Below are 19,366 nucleotides of genomic sequence, written 5' to 3' on the forward strand. Positions count from 1 at the left end.
GGGCGTTAGCGTTGTGTGCATGACGCATTCCGAACCGCCCGTGGCGGCGAAGCGACCGATCCCCCGCACCCATCACGGAGACGTCTTCGAGGATCCCTACGAGTGGCTCCGGGAGAAGGAATCCCCCGACGTGATCGCCCATCTCGAGGCCGAGAACTCCTTCACCGACGCGAGCACCGCCCACCTGGCGGGGTTGCGCACCCGCATCTTCGAGGAGATCAGGTCGCGCACGCTCGAGACCGATCTCTCCGTGCCCGTGCGGGAGGGCGACTACTGGTACTACTCCCGCAGCTTCGAGGGCAAGGAATACGGCGTGCACTGCCGAGCGCCGATCACCTCGCCGGACGACTGGACGCCTCCCAAGCTCGATGCCGAGACGGAGGTGCCGGGAGAGGAGATCCTCCTCGACGGCAACATCGAGGCCGACGGTCACGACTTCTTCCGCATCGGCAGCTTCGACGTGTCGCGTGACGGCGCCCGCCTCCTGTTCGGTGTCGACACCGAGGGTGACGAACGATACGTCCTGCGCATCCGCGACCTCGCGACCGGAATCCAGCTGGCCGACGAGATCCCCGGCACGTTCTCCGGCGCGATGTTCTCCCCCGACGGTCGATTCGTCTTCTATTCCACGGTGGACGACGCGTGGCGGCCCGACACGATCTGGCGGCACGAGGTCGGCACGGAGGTCGCCGCGGACGTCGTCGTGCACAAGGAGGAGGACGAGCGATTCTGGGGCGGCATCGGGCTGACCCGCAGCGGCGACTACCTCGTCATCGGACTGGGCTCGTCCGTGACGAGCGAGTACCTCATCGCACCGGCCTCCGATCCCACCTCCGAGTTCCGCGTCGTGTGGCCGCGCAGGGAGGGCGTCGAGTACTCCATCGAGCACGCTCGCATCGGTCACGACTCCGTCCTCCTGATCCTGCACAACGACGGAGCCCCCAACTTCGAGCTCGTCGCGGTGTCGCCCGAGGAGCCGGGCACAGGGCCGGCCGATGCCACCGTCGTGATCGCTCACAGCGAGGAGCGCCGGCTCGAGGCCGTCGACGCGTTCGCGCACCATCTCGCTTTCTCCTACCGACGCGACGGGCTGACCCAGGTGGGCACGACCCTGCTCGGGCCGGATTCCACGATCGCGGACATCGCGATCGACGAGCTCGCCTTCGACGAGCCCCTCTACTCCGTCGGTTTCGGCGGCAACCCCGAGTGGGAGCAGCCCACGCTCCGCATCGGCTTCGGCTCGTTCGTCACACCCTCGAGCGTGTTCGATTGCGACGTCCGCACCGGCGAGCGCACGCTGCTCAAGCAGCAGCAGGTCCTCGGCGGCTACGACCCCGCCGAGTACGAGCAGGCGCGTGAGTGGGCGACGGCCGAGGACGGCACGCGTGTGCCCATCTCCCTCGTATGGCGGCAGGACGGCGAGACGGGACCGCGGCCGTTCCTGCTCTACGGCTACGGCTCGTACGAGGCGAGCATGGACCCGGCCCTCTCGATCGCACGGCTGTCGATGCTCGACCGCGGGGCCGGCTTCGCGATCGCCCATGTCCGCGGCGGCGGTGAGCTCGGACGCTCCTGGTACGAGGAGGGCAAGCTCCTCGTCAAGAAGAACACGTTCACCGACTTCGTCGCGAGCGCCCGCCACCTCGTCGATGCCGGGATCGCCCGACCCGATGCTCTCGTCGCCGAGGGCGGAAGCGCCGGCGGTCTCCTCATGGGCGCGGTCGCGAACCTCGCCCCTGAGCTCTTCTCCGGGATCCACGCGTCCGTCCCGTTCGTCGACGCGCTCACGACGATCCTCGACCCGAGCCTGCCGCTCACGGTGATCGAGTGGGACGAGTGGGGCGACCCGCTGCACGATCCGGACGTCTACGCATACATGAAGACGTACTCGCCGTACGAGAACGTGCGCGAGGGGGCTCAGTACCCGCGGATCCTCGCGACGACGAGCCTCAACGACACCCGCGTCTACTACGTCGAGCCCGCGAAGTGGGTGGCGCGCCTGCGCGAGGTCGGCGCTCCCGCGCTCCTCAAGACGGAGATGGTCGCGGGCCACGGTGGCGTGAGCGGGCGCTACGCGCAGTGGCACGAGCGTGCGTTCGAACTCGCCTGGATCCTCGACGCCCTCGGCGTCGCCGACGCCTGACCGCTGGGGCACCGCCGGTCCCGTCCCATCGCGAAAGTGCGGACTTTCGCCCCCCGATCACTGTCCGAGGGGGCGAAAGTCCGCACTTTCGCGGAGGTTGTGAGGGCTACGGGTCAGCCGAAGAGGATCGAGGCTTCCTCGTAACGGTCCTCGGGGACCGTCTTGAGGCGGCCGACGGCGTCTTCGAACGGGACGTTGACGACCTCGGTGCCGCGGAGGGCGACCATCGTGCCCCACTCCTCGCGCATGATGGAGTCGATCGCCGCCATGCCGAGGCGGGTCGACAGCACACGGTCGTACGCACTCGGCACGCCGCCGCGCTGCAGGTGGCCGAGCACGGTCGCGCGCGATTCGACACCCGTGCGGGCCTCGATCTCGGGTGCGAGCATGTCGGCGATGCCACCGAGGCGCGGACGGTTGAACGCGTCGAGCCCCTTCTCGGAGTGCGCCGTCTCCATCGTGTTGAGGGTGAAGCCCTCAGCCACGACGACGATCGGGGCACGGCCGCGGTCGGACACCTGCTGCACCCAGTCGCAGATCTGCTCCATCGACTGGGGCTGCTCGGGGATGAGGATCGCGTGGGCGCCCGCCGCCATACCCGCGTGGAGCGCGATCCAGCCGACGTGCCGACCCATGACCTCGACGACCATGCAGCGCTTGTGCGACTCGGCCGTGGTGCGGACGCGGTCGATCGCCTCCGTGGCGATCTCCACGGCGGTGTCGAAGCCGAACGAGTAGTCGGTGGCGTCGAGGTCGTTGTCGATCGTCTTCGGCACGCCCACGATCTTGAGGCCTGCGTCGGTCAGGCGCTTGGCGGCCGCGAGGGTGCCTTCGCCGCCGATCGCGATGAGCGCGTCGACCCCGATGCGGTCGAGCGTCGCCTGCACGTTCTCGGGACCGCCGTGGGGGCCCTCGAACGGATTCGTGCGGCTCGTCCCGAGGATCGTGCCGCCCTGCTTGCCGAGCCCGCGCACGGTGTGGCGGTCGAGAGGCATCGTGAGGCCCTCGACGACGCCCTTCCATCCGTCCCGGATGCCGATGAAGGACTGGTTGTGGATCTTGGTCCCCTTGAGGACGGCACCGCGGATGACCGCGTTGAGTCCGGGGCAATCGCCACCGCTCGTGAGCACACCAATTCGCATCGAGTTCGCCTTTCGACTCAGTCGCGGCGTTTACCTCGCTGGCGCGATCGCCGCCACCACGACCCTAGCGCGTGGGAGCGGAGTAATCTGACAGTCATGGACTACACCCCTGAACCCTCGAGCGTCACCATGTTCACGACCGAGTGGTGCGGGTACTGCGCTCGCCTCAAGAAGCAGCTCGACGGTGCCGGCATCTCCTACACCGAGATCGACATCGAGAACGTGGACGGCACCGCCGAATACGTCGCGAGCGTCAACGGCGGCAACCAGACCGTGCCGACGATCGTCTTCCCCGACGGCACCACCGCCACGAACCCGTCCCTCCACGAGGTCAAGCAGCGCATCTCCGCTTGAGCCGGTCACGCCCCACGAACTGAGGCGTTCGAGCGCCTTCGCTCCGGTGGACCGGGAGGAAGACGCTCGAACGCCTCAGATGGTAGGGCGGTGAAGCGGGGCTAGGCCGCGTCCTCGATGGCCTGACCGAGCAGGTGGATGAGGGCGTTGAGCTGCACGGAGTCGCTCGAGCCGGCGTCCTGATCGGACCCGTCGAGGGCTCGCGCCGCGAGGCCCTGCTTGGAGTCGATGAGCTCGGCGATCTTCGTGTCGATCGTGTGCGCGGCGATGATGCGCCACGCGGTGACGGGCTCGTCCTGTCCGATGCGGTGCACGCGGTCGATCGCCTGGGTCTGCTCGGCGGCCGTCCACGACAGCTCGGCGAGCACGACGTTGGACGCCGCCTGCAGGTTCACGCCGACGCCGGCCGCGGTCAGCGAGCAGACTGCGATCGAGACGGAGTCGTCCGTGTTGAAGGCGTCGATGGCGGCCTGGCGGGCGATGGCCTGCTGGTCGCCGCGGATCGACACCGTGCCGATACCGCGCGCCTGGAACACACGTTCGGCCTGATCCATCACGTCGATGTGCTTCGCGAAGAACACGACCTTGCCGACCGATCGCGCGAGTTGCGCGGTGTAGTCGGCGGCGAGTCCGGCCTTCGCCTGGCCGATCTTCCGCACCATCGTGAAGACGTTCTCCTGGCCGCCGGAGGACTTCGCCTCGTCGAGCTCGGACTGGGCCACCATGCGCACGAGTTCCGTGGACGGGTCGCGCCAGTCGTCGCCTCGGGCACCCGCCGCGCGCTGGTAGCGCGTGAGGAGCCGGGCGCCGAGCTCGCGCTCCGCGTCGCGGATCGAGCGACCGAAGTCGTCGTCGAGCTCCACGGGGAGGTCGGCGACGCGCTTCGCGGGCAGGTCCGCGGCGACGTCGACCTTGCGGCGACGGACGATTCCCATGTCGATGACGGCTTCGCGCGCCTCGCGGTAGAAGCCGTGGTCGGCCGGCGTCAGGCCGGTCGCGTCGAGGCGTTCCATGAGCTCCGGCATGGGCTTGTCGTTCGACACCCAGCCGAGGAACTGCCAGATGGCGTTGAAGTCCTCGACGTCGTTGATGAGGGGCGTTCCCGTGAGCGCGAGCATGAGGGGGTCGCCTCCCGGAGCCCTCTCGCGGATGCGCTGCGCGAGCGACAGCACGTGCTGCGACCGCTGCGAGTGGAGGTTCTTGATGAAGTGGGCCTCGTCGACGACCATGCCCTTGAAGCCGAGCTGGCCGAGCCACCCGAGGTGACGGTCGAGGACCTCGTAGTTGACGATGACGACGTCGGCGAACGCGTCGATGTCGCGGCCGTCGCCGTGGATGACCGTCGCGCGACGCAGGGGCGTCCAGCGCTCCACCTCGCGCGCCCAGTTCATCTTCACGACGTTGGGGACGATGACGAGCAGCGGATACGCGTCGGCGATGGACGCCGCGAGCACCGACTGCGCGGTCTTGCCGAGGCCGGGCTCGTCGGCGAGGAGGAAGCTGCGGTGCCCCTCCCGCACGGCCTCGACGAAGCGGGCCTGGTGGTGCATGATCTCCATGCCGCGGGGGGCGAGGCGGTCGATCTCCGGGGCCTCGGGCAGCTCCATGGAGGCAGCCCCTCCCCCGGCGCCCTGCTCGAACGCCTTGTAGAGCGGGCTCATGAGCTCCCAGCCGTCGAGACGGCGGCGGGGAACCGTGGTGGGCTCGGCCTTGCTGAAGTCCGGCGGGAGGAACGGGTTCGCGAGCTGGCGCGAGACCACGGACTGCGGCAGCACCTGACGCTCGGCGAGCTCCGCCGGGATCATCGACGGCACCTCGACCTTCTGCGTCGAGATGATGAGCTCGTCGGGGCTCAGCTCCGCGCCGGACTCGATGAGCCAGTCGCGGCGAAGCCGCTGGGCGACGGGGCTCGTGGTCTGGTCGACCTCGAGCAGCGCGATGAGCGACGTGTCGCGGGCGGCGGTCTTCGCGAGGATCTGGGCGACGCCGTCGAGCCGCTTGAGCAGCTCGGCACGGGCGGCGGGGTCGAGCGCGACGTCGGCCTTGACGCGCGCGCGCTCCTCGCGGACGAGGAAGGCGATGACCTGGAACTTGACCCGGTTCGTAGGGCCGACCTTGCCCTTCTGGGCTTTGGCCTCGACCTCGCGCACCTTGCGCGCGAGGATCGGGATGAGCGGCGCATCGTCGTCGTGACGCGCGACGGTGCGGCTGGACGATCGTCCCGACGAACGACGGTGACCGGTGTACGGCATGCTCCTCCTGAGCAGTCGAGGATCCGACGCGGGAGCATCGGCCTGATCGAGTCGGCTCCCGTGCTTTCGCAGATCAACGCGGATGACACTCGCGGATCGTCGAACCCCCACGGGAGGCGATGAGCCCATTCTACGGCACGGCGACCGCTCCCGCGCACGGGGTTCCGGGCGGCCGCCCGCCGGGCTCCGGTCAGGCCGGAGGCGTGATCTCGGTCCAGGCGCCGTACTTCGCGGCACGGCCGTCGCCGGAGGAACGTCCCGTGAGCCGGCGCTGGATCCACGGCACGACGTGCTCGCGGTAGTACGCGAGCTCGTCGCGGATGTTCTTCCCGGATGCGCCCCCTGGAGCGTCGATGACCCAGTGCGACGGGTGCTCGTAGCCGAGCGTCGCGAGTACGCGGGCCGCGACCCGCTGGTGTCCGATCGGACCGAGGTGCAGTCGGTCGTGCGACCAGTAGGCGGAGCGCGCGAGCTCGGAATCCGACCAGTTGTCGGCGAAGAGCACTCCCCGGTCCGCGGCGAGCGCGGCGACCCGTTCGTTGAGGGCGTCTCCCTTGGCCTCGATGCGCGCGCGCATCGGCAGCCCGCCCGTGGGGTTCGCCCCGCTCAGGAGCACGAGCTGCGCTCCCGATTCGGCCACACGGTCGAGCACGGCGCCGATGCGCGCGAGCAGGAGCGTGGGATCGGACTTCGGGCGCAGCATGTCGTTCCCGCCGCCGTTGAACGTCACGAGCGTGGGCCCGAGGGCGATCGCGGGTTCGAGCTGCTGATCGATGATGGGGCCGAGAAGTCGGCCGCGGATCGCGAGGTTCGCGTAGAGGACACGGGCACCCGAGGCGGCGAGGCCCTCCGCGACGAGGTCGGCCCAGCCGCGCACGCTCCCGTCGGGCCGATCGTCCCCCACGCCCTCCGTGAAGCTGTCCCCGAGCGCGACGTACCTGATCTCGTCCATCACCTCAGTCTCGCACCGTCAGCACGGGTCAGCGGCACGAGCATCTCAGGCTCACACCGTTGGAACGCGTCGGCGGCATCGGCACCTCAGTCTCGCACCGTCAGCACAGGTCGGCGGCACGAGCATCTCAGGCTCACACCGTCCCGTCAGCGCCACCGCGGACTCAGTCCTCGTAGCCGACGAGCCAGCGCACGCCGTAGCGGTCGCGGACCTGGCCGTCGGTCGCTCCCCACGGGCGCTTCTGCAGGGGATCGAGCACGGTGCCGCCGTCGGACAGTCGCTCGAACCAGCGGGTCAGGGTCTCCCCGTCGGCCGTGCCGAGGAGGGTCACGCTGACGCCGGTCATCGAGACCGGCTCCTCGTCGCCCGCCGTGTCGGAGGCGAACAGGCCGACCGGTCCGCTCAGGACCCCGTGGGCGATCGCGTCGGCCGGGCCGTCGGTGCGCCCGAACTCGTCGAACGTGTGCAGCTCGACCTCGGCGTCGAAGGCGCGCGCATAGAACCCCAGTGCCTCGGCGGCGGTGCCGGGGAAGGACAGGTAGAGGCCGATGCCGCTCACGAGGCGACCACCGGGGGCGTCGGCTGCGGCAGGAGGTCGACGAGCGGGTCGGCGAGGCGGTCGTCGCGCGACCCCGGCCGGGCGGACACTCGCACGTCGCGAGGCGACTCGGAGGCGGAAAAGCCGGGAATGCGCATGGCCGGTGGGTATCCCATCGTCGTCGATCGGTCGCGGTTCGCCCAGTGTACGCCGCGCTCAGTTCGATGGACGAGGGGTCTCCCGTTGGCAGGATCCCGTGGATGCATTCGGGGTGAGGGCGCAAGCCCCTCCCAGACGATTCGTTCTCTCGCCACGATCGGAGCATGAGCGATTCAGAGAAGAACGACGCAGACGACATCCGGCGCGAGTTCCACGAGGCGGTCAACATGACCGCCTCGGAGCTCTCCGACTGGCTCGAGACCGACGACTCGAAGAGCGTCGGCCAGAAGGACGACGGAGGGGAGTCGACCGGCCACAAGAGCGGCCGACGCATCGTCGACCTCCTGCACACGAAGAAGGACGACCTGAGCGACGACGATCTCTCCCACATGAGGAAGGTCGTGGGGTACGTCTCCCGGCACACCGCCCAACGGCCGTCGGGCGACGTGTCCGACACCCCGTGGCGTTACTCCCTCATGAATTGGGGCCACGACCCCGTGAAATGAGCCGGACCCGTCTCATCGCTACGCTGTCCTTCGTGGGGACAGGGACGTGAGCGCACAGCCGGATACGACGGCACTCACGGCGGCGGTCAGTCGGAGTGAGGTGAAGGACTTCCGCCGACGGGAGAAGTCGAACCGCCGCTGGTTCGACACCACGAACGTCTGGGTCATCGTGATCGTCGTGATCGCGGTCCTCGTCGGGGGCCTCCCGCTGATCCGTTTCGTCCTGGGATCGACGGACGGTGATGCCGAGACGAATGCTCCGTCCGTCCCACTCGCGGTCGCCGGCATCGCCGGCCTGCTGATCGTTTTGGTGCGCCTGCACGGACGATCGGCCTGGGCCGCACGATTGCGACGATCCAGATTCGCCGAGGCGAACGGTTTGGTCTACGACGAGCCGGCCGACGTGGCCGAGTATCCGGGGGCCGCCTTCTCCGCCGGTCACAGTCAGTCGCGCGACGTGCGGTTCCGCTCTGTCGACGGACCGTACGCCGAGTTCGGAACGTACAGCTGGTCCGTCGGCAGCGGGAAAGGCAAACGCAACTATCGGATCGGCTTCGCCGCGATGCGACTCGAGCAGCCGCTCCCCCACATGGTGCTCGACCTGCGCGACAACAACGGTTTCTTCGGAGTCGGCATCATCCCGTTCCGTTTCGATCGCGACCAGGTCCTCTCGCTCGAGGGCGACTTCGATCGGTACTTCACGCTGTACTGCCCGAGCGACTACGAGCGTGATGCGCTCTACGTCTTCACTCCGGACGTGATGGCGCTCCTCATCGACGAGTCGGACCAGTTCGATGTGGAGATCGTCGACGACTGGGTCTTCTTCTATTCCACCCGCGCGTTCGACGTGGACGAACCGGCCACCTGGCAGCGACTGTTCCGCATCCGCGACACCATCGTCGCGAAGCTGCATCGTGTGTCCGGCCGATACCGCGACGACCGCGTCCCCGGCCAGGACGCGCCCGTGCTGGCTCCGATCACGGCCTCGGCGACGACCGCTCGCCGTGGTTCAGGCCGCGTCAGGGTGGTGGCGCCGGCCGGCCGGCGCTTGCGGTCGAGCGCGCCGTGGCTGGCGGTCCTCGTCCTCGCCGGGATCGTCGCCATCGTCTGGTTCGTCCCGCAGCTCCTGATGTGACCGGCGCCGTCAGACCCGGTCTCTGTCCGTTTCGGCCCACTTCGCGCTGCAGGTCTTGGTGAACGCGGCAGAAATTGCTGCCGCGTCCACCAGATCCTGCAGCGCGTCGAGCAGGAACTGCAGCGCGTCGGGCGCGGGGTGGCGCGAGGCCTCGCGGGTCAGCGCGGGACGCGGGGTGTGAAGCCGCGCAGTCGCAGGCTGTTGAGCACCACGAAGACGCTCGAGAAGGCCATCGCGGCGCCCGCGATCATGGGGTTGAGCAGGCCGAGGGCCGCGAGCGGGATCGCCGCGACGTTGTAGGCGAAGGCCCAGAACAGGTTGCCCCGGATGATGCCGAGCGTGCGCCGCGAGAGGGCGATGGCGTCGACCGCTCCCGAGAGCCCCTCGCGTACGAGGGTGATGTCGGCCGCGTGCATCGCGGCGTCCGTCCCCCCGCCCATGGCGATGCCGAGATCGGCTGCGGCGAGCGCCGCCGCGTCGTTGACGCCGTCGCCCACCATCGCGACCGACCGTCCCTCGGACTGCAACCGGCGGATCTCGTCGACCTTGCCCTCGGGGAGCACATCCGCGACGACGCGCTCGATGCCGAGCGATCCGGCGACGCGACGCGCGACGGCTGCGGCGTCTCCCGTGAGGAGGACCGGCTCGAGTCCGAGCGCGCGGAACGCCCGGACGGCCTCGTCACTGTCCGTGCGGACGGTGTCGGACAGCTCGACGACGGCGCGCACGCGTCCGTCGATCGCGACGACGACGGCGGTGCGCCCCTCGGCGGCGGACGCGGCGAGGGCCGAATCGAGGTCCTCCCCGCGGGCGATCCCGAGCCCCGCGACGAACGAGGCGCGGCCGATCGCCACCGGCCGTGCCTCGACGGTGCCCTGGACGCCGAGTCCGTCGGTCGAGCGGAAGTCGTCGACCTCCACACGCTCGTCGACCGGAACGGCCGCCACGATGGCTCGCGCGATCGGGTGCTCGGAGGCGACCTCGAGAGAGGCCGCGATCCTGAGGACGCCGGCCTCGGTGGTGCCGTCCTCGCCGGCGTCCGAGTCGGCGGCGCCGATGAGGGTCACGCCGGAGACCGACAGCTCGCCCGTCGTGAGGGTCCCGGTCTTGTCGAGCACGACCGTGTCGACGCCCTTCGCGGCCTCGAGAGCATCGGGTCCCGTGATCAGCACGCCGAGCCGTGCGCCACGGCCGGTCCCCACGAGCAGGGCGACGGGTGTCGCGAGCCCGAGCGCACACGGGCACGCGATGATGAGCACCGCGACGGCCGCGCTGAAGGCGGCGGCGCTCGATCCCCCGAGCAGCAGCCAGGTGGCGACGGTGCCGAGCGCGAGCACGATGACGATCGGGACGAAGACGGCCGAGATGCGATCGGCGAGGCGCTGGATGCGGCCCTTCTCGGTCTGCGCGTCCTCGACGAGGCGGGCGATGTGCGACAACCGCGTGTCGGCCCCGATCGCCGAGGCGCGGACGAACAACCGCCCACCCGAGACGATCGTGCCACCCGTGACCGGGTCTCCCGCCGACACGTCGATCGGCACCGATTCGCCCGTGATCATGCTCGCGTCCACGGCGGCCCCACCCTCGACGACGAGGCCGTCGGTGGCGATCTTCTCCCCCGGGCGCACGACGAAGACGTCGCCGACCGCGAGCTCCTCGATGGGCACGAGCACCTCCTCGCGAGCGGTGGCCAGCAGTTCGCCGGTGCGAGCCGGTCGATCGCGCAGCACGGTGACCTCGCGGGCGCCGAGCTCGAGGAGTGACCGGAGGGCCTCTCCGGCTGAGCGCTTCGACCGGTTCTCGATGACCCGACCGAGCAGGAGGAGCACGGTGACCCCGGCAGCGACCTCGAGGTAGATCGCCGACGACGGGTCCTCGCCGGTCGGAAGGAGCGAGAATTCGTGGCGCATACCGGGCATGCCGGCCATGCCGAAGAACAGGGCCCACACGGACCAGAAGTACGCGGCGAAGGTACCGAGCGTGATGAGCGTATCCATCGTCACGGAGCCGTGGCGCAGGGTCACGGCGGTGGAGCGGTGGAACGGGAATCCGCCCCAGAACACCACGGGCGTCGCGAGCACGAGCGACAACCACTGCCAGTTCGTGAACTGCCAGGCGGGAACCATCGCGAGGATCACCACGGGGATCGCGAGGACGGAACTCACGACGAGCCGGCTCGTGAGCGTCGTGGCGCCGGTGGTCCCGTCACCGTGGTCCATGTGGGACATCCCGCCGTCGTGCTCGGCCGACGGGGGCGAGGACGGCGTCGAGGTCTTCGGCGGCTGCTCCACGGTCGCCGTGTAGCCGGCGGCGCCGACCGCGGCGACGAGCTCGTCGAGGGCGACACCGGTCGGGAAGGTCACGCGCGCCTTCTCCGTCGCGAGGTTGACGCGTGCGCTGACGCCGTCGATCTTCTCGAGGCGTTTCTCGACGCGCGCGACGCAACTGGCGCACGTCATCCCATCGATCAGGAGCGTCGCCGTGCCGCTCGGTGCGTTCTCGTCCGTCACTTCGTCCGTTGTCCGCATAACACGCACAACCATATACCCCAAGGGGGTATTCCGTCATGAGCGGTCACGATCCGCCGGAGCCCCGTCCACACCCGTAGGCTGCCCCCGTGAGCACCTTCACGCACCTCCTCGCCGCGGCCCCCGTGGTCCTCGACGGCGGGCTCGGCACCCTTCTCGACGCACGCGGTCACGACGTCGCCGGGCCGCTCTGGAGCGCTCGCGTGCTGCGCGAGCAGCCGGAGGCGATCGAGGCGGCCCACGACGAATTCTTCGAGGCCGGCGCGATGGTGGCCACCTCGGCCTCCTACCAGGTCTCCCGCGACGGCTTCCGCCGAGCCGGGCTCAGCGAGACCGAGGCCGACACGGCGCTCGACACGAGCGTGCGGCTCGCCCGGGCGGCGGCGGATCGCGCCGGGGACGGTCGCGTCGTGGCCGCGTCGGTCGGGCCGTTCGGGGCCACTCGGGCCGACGGCTCGGAGTACCACGGCGCCTATGGGCTCACCGTGGACGAGCTCGCCGCGTGGCACCGCCCGCGCATCGAGGCGCTCTGGGCGGCGGGGCCCGACGTGCTCGCGATCGAGACGATCCCCTCGCTCGCGGAGGCCGAAGCGATCGCCCGCGCCCTCGAGGGGACGGGCGCCGTCGCGTGGCTGAGCTACACGGTCGCGGGCGGCCAGACCCGCGCGGGCGAATCCCTCGGTGACGCCTTCGCCATCGCCGATGCGACCCCGGAGATCGTCGCGACAGGAGTCAACTGCTGCGCACCGATCGAGGTCTCGGTGGCACTGCGGGCGCTGCGGAGCCGGTCGGACAAGCCGGCGGTCGTCTACCCGAACTCGGGCGAGGAATGGGACGCGAAGAACCGCCGCTGGATGGGGAGCCCAGCCCTCCCTCCGGAGCTCGTCGACGAGTGGGTGCACGAGGGCGCCTCCGCCATCGGCGGATGCTGCCGCGTCGGCCCCGAGCACATCGCTCTCATCGGCGACGCGGTCGGCCGCTCCCGGCACTGACGGCGACGCCCCGCCGCGTGCCTCAGCGCAGGGACTGGGTGTGCCAGACCGTCTTGATCTCCGTCCACGCGATGACACGCTCGAGGCTCTGCGCCACCGCGTCCTCCGCCTGCGACGGCCGCAATACCCGCGTGAGCGTGTCCGCCGCGGCGATCTCCAGATCGACCCAGTCGAGGGACCCCGCCCCCGTGAGGTCGAGGCCGTCGACGTCCGCGTGCGAGGCAAGCCACGGCGCGATCTCCGCCGGCGAACCCGTGAGCACGTTGACGACACCCTTCGGCACGTCGCTCGTCGCGAGCACCTCGGCGAACGTCATCGCCGGGAGCGGGAAGCGTTCGCTCGCGATCACCACGACGGTGTTCCCGGCGACGAGCGCCGGCGCCACGACGTTGACCAGCCCGAGGAGGGGCGAGTCCTGCGGCGCGACGATCGCGATGACACCGGAGGGCACGGGGACGGAGAGGTTGAAGTACGGACCGGAGACGGGGTTCGCGCCGCCGACGAGCTGCGCGTACTTGTCCGCCCACCCCGCGTACCAGACCCAGCGGTCGATCGACGCGTCGACGTCCGCCACGGCGTCGCGCTCGGAGAGCCCGAGACCCGAACGCAGCTCGTCCACGAACTGGGCCCGGCGGCCCTCCATCATCTCGGCGATCCGGTAGAGCACCTGTCCGCGGTTGTAGGCGGTGGCGCCCGACCACCCGCCGACGGCGCCACGCGCCGCGACGACCGCGTTGCGCGCGTCCTTGCGCGACGCCTGGGCGGCATTGGCGAGGAAGACCCCGGCCGGATCCGCGACCGCGTAGGTGCGACCCGATTCGCTCCGGGGGAACGCTCCCCCGATGTAGAGCTTGTACGTCTTCGCCACCGCGAGCCTCGTCACTTCCTCGTCCCCTTCTTCCGCGGCGTCGCCGCTTGTTCCGTCTGCACGGTCGATGCGCCGCCGGACGCCGCGAGGTACGCCGCGAGCCCGTGGCGACCGCCCTCGCGGCCGTAGCCCGATTCCTTGAATCCGCCGAACGGGCTCGAGGGGTCGAACTTGTTGAACGTGTTCGCCCACACGACGCCGGCGCGCAGGTCGTTCGCGATCGCGAGGATCTTGCTGCCCTTGTCCGACCAGATGCCTGCGGAGAGCCCGTACGGCGTGTTGTTGGCCTTCGCGACCGCCTCGGCCGGCGTGCGGAACGTGAGCACGGAGAGCACGGGGCCGAAGATCTCGTCGCGCGCGATCCGGTGCGACGTGTCGACGCCCGTGAAGATCGTCGGGGCGAACCAGAACCCGTTCTCGGGCAGCTCGCACGCGGGGCTCCACCGTTCGGCGCCCTCCCGTTCCCCGATCTCGCTGAGGGATCGGATGCGCTCGAGCTGCGCCGCCGAGTTGATCGCACCGATGTCGGTGTTCTTGTCGAGAGGGTCACCCACCCGCAGCGTCTCCATACGGCGCTTGAGCTTCTCGATCACCTCGTCGTGCACGTTCTCCTGCACGAGGAGGCGGGACCCGGCGCAGCAGACGTGGCCCTGGTTGAAGAAGATCCCGTTGACGATGCCCTCGACCGCCTGGTCGACGGGGGCGTCGTCGAACACGATGTTCGCCGCCTTGCCTCCGAGCTCGAGCGTCAGCCGCTTCGAGGAACCCGCGACCTGCTTCGCGATCGCACGGCCGACGGCGGTCGACCCAGTGAAGGCCACCTTGTCGATCCCGGGATGGGTGACGAGCGCGCTGCCGGTGTCGCCCGCGCCGGTGACGATGTTGACGACGCCGGGAGGGAGATCCGCCTGCTGCAGGATCTCCGCGAAGAGCAGGGCCGTGAGCGGCGTGGTCTCCGCGGGCTTCAGCACAACGGTGTTGCCCGCCGCGAGGGCCGGCGCGATCTTCCACGCGAGCATGAGCAGCGGGAAGTTCCACGGGATGACCTGCCCGGCCACGCCGAGGGCGCGCGGCGCGCTGCCGAGGCCTGCGTGCTCGAGCTTGTCCGCCCATCCCGCGTAGTAGAAGAACCAGGCGGCCACGAGGGGCACGTCGACGTCCCGCGACTCCCGGATCGGCTTGCCGTTGTCGAGGCTCTCGGCCACGGCGAGCTCGCGGGCCCGCTCCTGGACGAGCCGGGCGATGCGGAAGAGGTACTTCCCGCGATCCGCCCCGGACATCCGCGACCACACGGTGTCGTAGGCCCGGCGGGCGGCGCGGACGGCTCGATCGACGTCCGCCTCCGACGCGCTCTGGACGGTCGTGATGTGCTTCTCGGTGGCCGGGGAGATGGTCGCGAAGGTACCTCCCGTGCCATCGACGAAGGCGCCGTCGATGAAGAGCCCGTATTCGGGCTTGAGGTCGAGGATGGACGCCGATTCGGGCGCCGGGGCGTAGTCGAGGAATGTCATGATCGTCCTTCTTCTCGCGTCAGACGACGGAGACGTAGTCGGGGCCCGAGTAGCGGCCGGTCGCGATCTTCTGCTTCTGCATGAGCACGTCGTCGAGCAGGCTCGATGCGCCGAAACGGAAGAGGTGCGGCGAGAGCCATTCCTCTCCGACCGTCTCGGCGACGGCGACGAGGTAGGAGATGGCGTCCTTCGACGTGCGGATGCCGCCGGCGGGCTTCACCCCGATCCGCTGACCCGTGGCGAGGTGCCAGTCGCGCACGACCTCGAGCATGAGGAGCGTCACGGGGAGGGTGGCGGCGGGGGCCACCTTGCCCGTGGAGGTCTTGATGAAGTCACCGCCCGCGAGGATCGCGAGCCAGGAGGCGCGTCGCACGTTGTCGTAGGTCGAGAGTTCGCCGGTCTCGAGGATGACCTTGAGGTGGGCGTGGCTCCCGTCCGGGCGGCGGCAGGCCTGCTCCACGGCGACGATCTCGTCGTAGACCTGGCCGAAGCGCCCGGAGAGGAACGCCCCGCGGTCGATGACCATGTCGATCTCGTCGGCCCCAGCGGCCACTGCGTCGGAGGTGTCCTGGAGCTTGACGGCAAGGGACGCGCGCCCGCTCGGGAAGGCCGTCGACACGGCGGCGACGGCGATGTCGCCCCCGGCCGCGGCGTGATGGCGTCCGAGCGCCGAGACGGCGTGGCCGACCATGTCGTTGTAGACGCACACGGCCGCGACCCGGCCGACGGAGGGGTCGCCCGGGTCCGGCGAGATCGCCTTCGACACGAGGGACCGCACCCGCCCGGGGGTGTCGGAGCCCTCGAGGGTCGTGAGGTCGATGAGTGAGACGATCGTGTCGAGCGCTGCCGCCTTCGACGCGGTCTTGATGGACCGCGTACCGAGGGTCGCGGCGCGCTGCTCGAGGCCCACGGCGTCCACTCCCGGGAGACCGTGGAGGAACCGTCGCAGCGCCGCGTCCGTCGCGGGCCCGTCGAAGGGCCGGACGAGGGCGCGGTCCGCGGGGGCCGCTGGAGTGTCGGTATCGGTCATGTCGTCGTCCTTCTAGAGGGGTGTCGAGGGGAGGAATCCTGTGAGCCGCCGGGATCGTCGGGGGGATGGACGGCCGCGAGCAGCGCGTTCGCGATGCCCTCGTCGGTCACGAGCACCGTGCAGAGGCCGCTCGCCACGATCGCTCGTGCCACCGCGACCTTCTCGGCACCGGAAACCACCGCGATCGTGCGGGCGGCCTCGCGCAAGCGCTCGAGAGGGAGGCCGACCGTGCGCTCGTCGAGCCCCGGGTCGACGATGCGGCCGTCGGCGTCGATGTAGCGGCCCACGACGTCGCCGACGGCTCCGCGGCGCACGAGCTCCTCCATGTCGTCGCGGCGCAGGTAGCCGCTCTCGATGTGGGCCGAGTCCGGAGTCGTCGCGCCCGCGCTGAAGAGGTACACGTCCGCGCTCGCGGCCAGGTCGAGGATGCCGGCGACCGTGCGGTCGCTCTCGATGCTCCGCTTCGTCTCGACCCGCTCGAGGATCGCCGGGCTCGGCAGCAGGGTCGCCCCTCCACCGGCCTTCCGAGCGATCTCGACGGCGGTCGCGGCTGCGGTTCCGGAGCGGCGGTTGACGCTCACTCCCCCGTTGATCTGCACGACGGCGACGCCTGATGCCCACCCCTCGGGCAGCGCGTTCGCGACGGATAGGAGGGTGCGACCCCAGCTGATGCCGAGGGTGCGCGGGACGGGACGGAGCGCCGTGAGGTGGTCGGCCGCCGCGGTGGCGACGCGAGCGGCGACCTCCGCCGCATCCGCCGCGTCGCCGACGGGCACGACCACGGCGTCCGCGAGGCCGAAGCGTTCGCCGAGCGCGCGCTCGAGTCCGAGCCGGCGGGCCCGGGGGTGGACGATCTCGATGCGGATGAAGCCGCGCTGCTTCGCCGTGGCGAGGAGGCGGCCGACCTTCCAGCGCGTGAGTCCGAGGATCGCGCCGATCTCGTCCTGGGTCTTGTCCTCGTCGTAGTAGAGCTCGGCGGCGCGGACGGAGAGCAGTTCGTCGTCGATCTTCACGGCGCCGCTCCCTTCGACTCTGACGGTGGCGAGTCCCACGATAGGGCGGCGATGTGCGCGAGACAACGACGGAGCGGCGTCCTGCTCACATGAGCACAGCGGCCAGCGTCGGCGCTCACTCGTTGCCCTCCCGCCGGACACCCGGCGCGGCGTAGTCTGGCCGCATGGCACGCTCAACCACCGCCGCCGACGCTCGCGGACCGCAGATCGCCAGCGCTCTCGAGACACTCGCGGACGCGCTGTCGACCCTGACCGATCCCCAATGGGAAGCGGAGAGCCTCTGCGAGGGGTGGAGCACGAAGGTCGCCGTCGCGCACCTGGCCTGGCGGGTCGGTTCCCCGACCTCGCGACTGGCCACGGACGTCGCGCGCGCCACGGTCGCGGGGCGCCACCTCAACCCCATGGCCTCCTTCGACGGGATCGCGCGGGAGCGGGCGGCGGCCGCGTCGGGCCCCGACCTCGTGGGAGAGCTGCGGCTCATCGCCGCAGACAAGCGCGCCGGACGCGGACGGACGAACCCCGGCGAGCTCTTCGAGGTGGTGGTGCACGGCTACGACGCCGCCCACCCGTCAGGACTGCGGGTGCCGTTCGCCGCGACGGCGACCCACGCGGTGGGACGGCAGGCCGCCTCCCTCGCGGCGCCCCGCGTGCGCTTCGCCCTGCGCACCCGCACGATGCTCGCGGGCGACGACGGCTGGAGCGTCGGACGCGGCCCCGTCATCGAGGGCACGGCGGAGAGCGTCATCCTCTACCTCACGGGCCGTCGCTCCCCGAAGGTCGGCCGCCGCCGCGTCCTCGCGCCGCTGCCGCCCGGCGCGCCGCACCCCGGCATCGTCTGAGCCACGCTCGCCGACGTGATCAGCCGCAGCCGAGGACCTCGCGGACGCGCTCGACGTCGTTCGTCATCTGGGCGATGAGCGGTTCGATCCCCTCGTACGCCACCATGCCGCGGATCCGCTCGACGAACCGCACGTCCACGACCTTGCCGTAGAGGTCGATGTCCTGGTCGAGCAGGTACGCCTCCACCTGGCGCTGCGGCACACCCTCGAACGTCGGGTTGTCGCCCACTGAGATCGCGGTGGGATAGACCGATCCATCCACCTCGAACCAGCCGGCGTAGATCCCGTCGGCGGGGATGAGGCCGTCCGAGTCGGGCGAGAGGTTCGCCGTCGGGAAGCCGAGTTCGCGCCCGCGCTTCGCGCCATGCACGACGACGCCGCGAACGGTGGGGACGTGGCCGAGCAGTTCACCGGCGCCCGCGACGTCGCCGTCGGCGAGGAGCGAGCGGATCCGCGTCGACGAGACCCGGCCAGCATCGCCGACCAGGACATCGCCGATGGTACGCACGGTGAAGCCGTGGACGCGTCCCAGCCGCTCGAGCTCGGCCACGTCGCCCGCGCCGCCGCGGCCGAAGCGGAAGTCTTCGCCGACGAGGACCGAGCGGGCGTGCACCCGCTCGACGAGCACGTGTGAGACGAAGTCCTCGGCGCTCAAGTGCGCGAGGGCCTCGTCGAAGGTGAGAAGCAGAGTGGCATCGACTCCGGTCTCCCCGAGCAGACGCAGCTTCTGCTCGACCCCGACGAGCGTCTCCGGGCAGAGCTCCGGCCGCAGGAGGGCGAGGGGGTGGCGGTCGAAGGTCACGACGACGCTCGCGAGGCCCGCTGAGTGAGCATCGGCGAGGAGCTCCCCGATGACGGCGCGGTGGCCGGCGTGCACGCCGTCGAACTTGCCGATCGTCACGGCAGACGGCCCGAAGTCCGCGGGGACCTCGCCGGGCCCGTCGAAGACGATCATGCGCCGGTCACGCGTTCGCTCGGCCGCTGCGCGGTGACGACCGGTCGACGACGACGAAGGTAGAGCAGTCCGAGGACCGGGAGCACGAGGGGGATGAAGAGGTAGCCGGCGCCGAACCAGCTCCACACCGAGGCGTGGGCGAAGAGCTCGGGCACGACGAGGCTCATCGTGCCGACGACGAGGACGCCGACGAGCTCGAATCCGATCGTCGCGAGGGCCACGCGGCGCCACGTCTCGCCCGGTGCGACGAGCGCGATCGTCGCGAGGATGTAGACGACGGCGGCGAGTGCCGAGAGCGAGTACGCGACGGGCGCCTCGTCGAACTCGGAGACGATCTGGTAGAAGGACCGACCGGTCGCGGCGAGGGCCAGGATCGCATACACGACGACGAGGACCCGGCCGATGCCTGCGGAGGAGCTCTGCTCGGGCGGGGAGGTGGACGCGGTCAT

At 70.5% G+C, this 19,366-nt stretch carries 18 protein-coding genes; 6 read left to right on the top strand and 12 right to left on the bottom strand.

Annotation, left to right across the window (positions count from 1 at the left end):
- Positions 1–19: 19 nt before the first annotated feature.
- Positions 20–2,143, top strand: coding sequence for a S9 family peptidase (locus ELQ94_RS06215; RefSeq protein ID WP_127048275.1), 2,124 nt, complete (start codon positions 20–22; stop codon positions 2,141–2,143).
- A 113-nt stretch (positions 2,144–2,256) separates the two neighbouring features.
- Here ELQ94_RS06215 and ELQ94_RS06220 read toward each other — a convergent pair whose 3' ends face one another.
- Positions 2,257–3,285, bottom strand: a complete 1,029-nt coding sequence (locus ELQ94_RS06220; protein WP_127048277.1) for a 6-phosphofructokinase — start codon at positions 3,283–3,285, stop codon at positions 2,257–2,259.
- 96 nt (positions 3,286–3,381) lie between these two features.
- Here ELQ94_RS06220 and ELQ94_RS06225 point away from each other — a divergent pair, with 96 nt between their 5' ends.
- Entirely contained in the window at positions 3,382–3,639 is a 258-nt protein-coding gene (locus ELQ94_RS06225; protein WP_127048279.1) for a mycoredoxin, read from the top strand.
- Positions 3,640–3,740: 101 nt separating this feature from the next.
- Here ELQ94_RS06225 and ELQ94_RS06230 read toward each other — a convergent pair whose 3' ends face one another.
- The 4 genes from ELQ94_RS06230 to ELQ94_RS17250 all read right to left on the bottom strand — a co-directional run bounded on the left by ELQ94_RS06230 (position 3,741) and on the right by ELQ94_RS17250 (position 7,539).
- Complete coding sequence (locus ELQ94_RS06230) at positions 3,741–5,891, bottom strand: DEAD/DEAH box helicase (protein WP_127048281.1); 2,151 nt, start codon at positions 5,889–5,891, stop codon at positions 3,741–3,743.
- A gap of 190 nt (positions 5,892–6,081) precedes the next feature.
- Positions 6,082–6,843 (bottom strand): SGNH/GDSL hydrolase family protein, encoded by a 762-nt coding sequence (locus ELQ94_RS06235; protein ID WP_208007565.1) that lies wholly within the window; start codon positions 6,841–6,843, stop codon positions 6,082–6,084.
- A gap of 163 nt (positions 6,844–7,006) precedes the next feature.
- Positions 7,007–7,402 carry a VOC family protein gene (locus ELQ94_RS06240; RefSeq protein ID WP_127048283.1) on the bottom strand — a complete coding sequence of 132 codons (396 nt, stop codon included), beginning with the start codon at positions 7,400–7,402 and terminating at the stop codon, positions 7,007–7,009.
- Positions 7,399–7,539 (bottom strand): hypothetical protein, encoded by a 141-nt coding sequence (locus tag ELQ94_RS17250; RefSeq protein ID WP_166404667.1) that lies wholly within the window; start codon positions 7,537–7,539, stop codon positions 7,399–7,401. The genes ELQ94_RS06240 and ELQ94_RS17250 overlap by 4 nt, the downstream gene beginning before the upstream one ends.
- A gap of 165 nt (positions 7,540–7,704) precedes the next feature.
- On the opposite strand from ELQ94_RS17250, the gene ELQ94_RS06245 reads away from it, so the two are divergent.
- Positions 7,705–8,046: a DUF3140 domain-containing protein gene (locus tag ELQ94_RS06245; RefSeq protein WP_127048286.1), complete on the top strand. Its 342-nt coding sequence runs from the start codon at positions 7,705–7,707 to the stop codon at positions 8,044–8,046.
- A 46-nt stretch (positions 8,047–8,092) separates the two neighbouring features.
- On the top strand, positions 8,093–9,181 hold the full coding sequence (locus ELQ94_RS06250; RefSeq protein WP_127048288.1) for a hypothetical protein: 1,089 nt from the start codon (positions 8,093–8,095) through the stop codon (positions 9,179–9,181).
- A 158-nt stretch (positions 9,182–9,339) separates the two neighbouring features.
- On the opposite strand, the gene ELQ94_RS06255 is transcribed toward ELQ94_RS06250, so the two are convergent.
- Positions 9,340–11,709 (bottom strand): heavy metal translocating P-type ATPase, encoded by a 2,370-nt coding sequence (locus tag ELQ94_RS06255; protein WP_127048290.1) that lies wholly within the window; start codon positions 11,707–11,709, stop codon positions 9,340–9,342.
- A gap of 89 nt (positions 11,710–11,798) precedes the next feature.
- On the opposite strand from ELQ94_RS06255, the gene mmuM reads away from it, so the two are divergent.
- Positions 11,799–12,701, top strand: a complete 903-nt coding sequence (gene mmuM, locus ELQ94_RS06260; protein WP_127048292.1) for a homocysteine S-methyltransferase — start codon at positions 11,799–11,801, stop codon at positions 12,699–12,701.
- A gap of 22 nt (positions 12,702–12,723) precedes the next feature.
- Here mmuM and ELQ94_RS06265 read toward each other — a convergent pair whose 3' ends face one another.
- The 4 genes from ELQ94_RS06265 to ELQ94_RS06280 are packed head-to-tail and all read right to left on the bottom strand — an operon-like array spanning position 12,724 to position 17,123.
- Positions 12,724–13,584, bottom strand: a complete 861-nt coding sequence (locus ELQ94_RS06265) for an aldehyde dehydrogenase family protein (protein ID WP_127048294.1) — start codon at positions 13,582–13,584, stop codon at positions 12,724–12,726.
- Entirely contained in the window at positions 13,581–15,080 is a 1,500-nt protein-coding gene (locus ELQ94_RS06270) for an aldehyde dehydrogenase family protein (RefSeq protein WP_127048296.1), read from the bottom strand. Before ELQ94_RS06270 ends, ELQ94_RS06265 begins: the two co-directional genes overlap by 4 nt.
- 19 nt (positions 15,081–15,099) lie before the next feature.
- A complete protein-coding gene (gene deoC / locus ELQ94_RS06275; protein WP_127048299.1) occupies positions 15,100–16,110 on the bottom strand; it encodes a deoxyribose-phosphate aldolase in 1,011 nt (336 codons plus the stop codon).
- On the bottom strand, positions 16,107–17,123 hold the full coding sequence (locus ELQ94_RS06280; RefSeq protein WP_243696888.1) for a sugar-binding transcriptional regulator: 1,017 nt from the start codon (positions 17,121–17,123) through the stop codon (positions 16,107–16,109). Before ELQ94_RS06280 ends, deoC begins: the two co-directional genes overlap by 4 nt.
- 164 nt (positions 17,124–17,287) lie before the next feature.
- Between ELQ94_RS06280 and ELQ94_RS06285 the strand changes: the two genes are divergently transcribed.
- Positions 17,288–17,962 carry a maleylpyruvate isomerase family mycothiol-dependent enzyme gene (locus ELQ94_RS06285; RefSeq protein ID WP_127048309.1) on the top strand — a complete coding sequence of 225 codons (675 nt, stop codon included), beginning with the start codon at positions 17,288–17,290 and terminating at the stop codon, positions 17,960–17,962.
- Between the two features lie 19 nt (positions 17,963–17,981).
- Here the strand turns inward: ELQ94_RS06285 and ELQ94_RS06290 are convergent, their stop codons facing one another.
- Both ELQ94_RS06290 and ELQ94_RS06295 read right to left on the bottom strand, forming a co-directional pair.
- The gene (locus ELQ94_RS06290; protein WP_127048312.1) at positions 17,982–18,917 is read right to left on the bottom strand and encodes a bifunctional riboflavin kinase/FAD synthetase; all 936 of its coding nucleotides are present in this window, start codon (positions 18,915–18,917) and stop codon (positions 17,982–17,984) included.
- Positions 18,914–19,366: a hypothetical protein gene (locus ELQ94_RS06295; RefSeq protein ID WP_127048314.1), complete on the bottom strand. Its 453-nt coding sequence runs from the start codon at positions 19,364–19,366 to the stop codon at positions 18,914–18,916. The genes ELQ94_RS06290 and ELQ94_RS06295 overlap by 4 nt, the downstream gene beginning before the upstream one ends.

The sequence above is a fragment of the Labedella endophytica genome, assembly GCF_003990045.1.
In the GTDB taxonomy this organism is placed as follows: domain Bacteria; phylum Actinomycetota; class Actinomycetes; order Actinomycetales; family Microbacteriaceae; genus Labedella; species Labedella endophytica.

What these genes read in the sequence shown, in the direction of transcription:
- ELQ94_RS06230 (WP_127048281.1), bottom strand. Translation starts at nt 5,891, where the DNA reads ATGCCGTACACCGGTCACCGTCGTTCGTCGGGACGATCGTCCAGCCGC.
- ELQ94_RS06220 (WP_127048277.1), bottom strand. Translation starts at nt 3,285, where the DNA reads ATGCGAATTGGTGTGCTCACGAGCGGTGGCGATTGCCCCGGACTCAAC.
- ELQ94_RS06225 (WP_127048279.1), top strand. Translation starts at nt 3,382, where the DNA reads ATGGACTACACCCCTGAACCCTCGAGCGTCACCATGTTCACGACCGAG.
- ELQ94_RS06270 (WP_127048296.1), bottom strand. Translation starts at nt 15,080, where the DNA reads ATGACATTCCTCGACTACGCCCCGGCGCCCGAATCGGCGTCCATCCTC.
- ELQ94_RS06295 (WP_127048314.1), bottom strand. Translation starts at nt 19,366, where the DNA reads ATGACCGCGTCCACCTCCCCGCCCGAGCAGAGCTCCTCCGCAGGCATC.
- ELQ94_RS06290 (WP_127048312.1), bottom strand. Translation starts at nt 18,917, where the DNA reads ATGATCGTCTTCGACGGGCCCGGCGAGGTCCCCGCGGACTTCGGGCCG.
- ELQ94_RS06245 (WP_127048286.1), top strand. Translation starts at nt 7,705, where the DNA reads ATGAGCGATTCAGAGAAGAACGACGCAGACGACATCCGGCGCGAGTTC.
- ELQ94_RS06215 (WP_127048275.1), top strand. Translation starts at nt 20, where the DNA reads ATGACGCATTCCGAACCGCCCGTGGCGGCGAAGCGACCGATCCCCCGC.
- ELQ94_RS06255 (WP_127048290.1), bottom strand. Translation starts at nt 11,709, where the DNA reads ATGCGGACAACGGACGAAGTGACGGACGAGAACGCACCGAGCGGCACG.
- ELQ94_RS06285 (WP_127048309.1), top strand. Translation starts at nt 17,288, where the DNA reads ATGGCACGCTCAACCACCGCCGCCGACGCTCGCGGACCGCAGATCGCC.
- ELQ94_RS06235 (WP_208007565.1), bottom strand. Translation starts at nt 6,843, where the DNA reads ATGGACGAGATCAGGTACGTCGCGCTCGGGGACAGCTTCACGGAGGGC.
- ELQ94_RS17250 (WP_166404667.1), bottom strand. Translation starts at nt 7,539, where the DNA reads ATGCGCATTCCCGGCTTTTCCGCCTCCGAGTCGCCTCGCGACGTGCGA.
- deoC (WP_127048299.1), bottom strand. Translation starts at nt 16,110, where the DNA reads ATGACCGATACCGACACTCCAGCGGCCCCCGCGGACCGCGCCCTCGTC.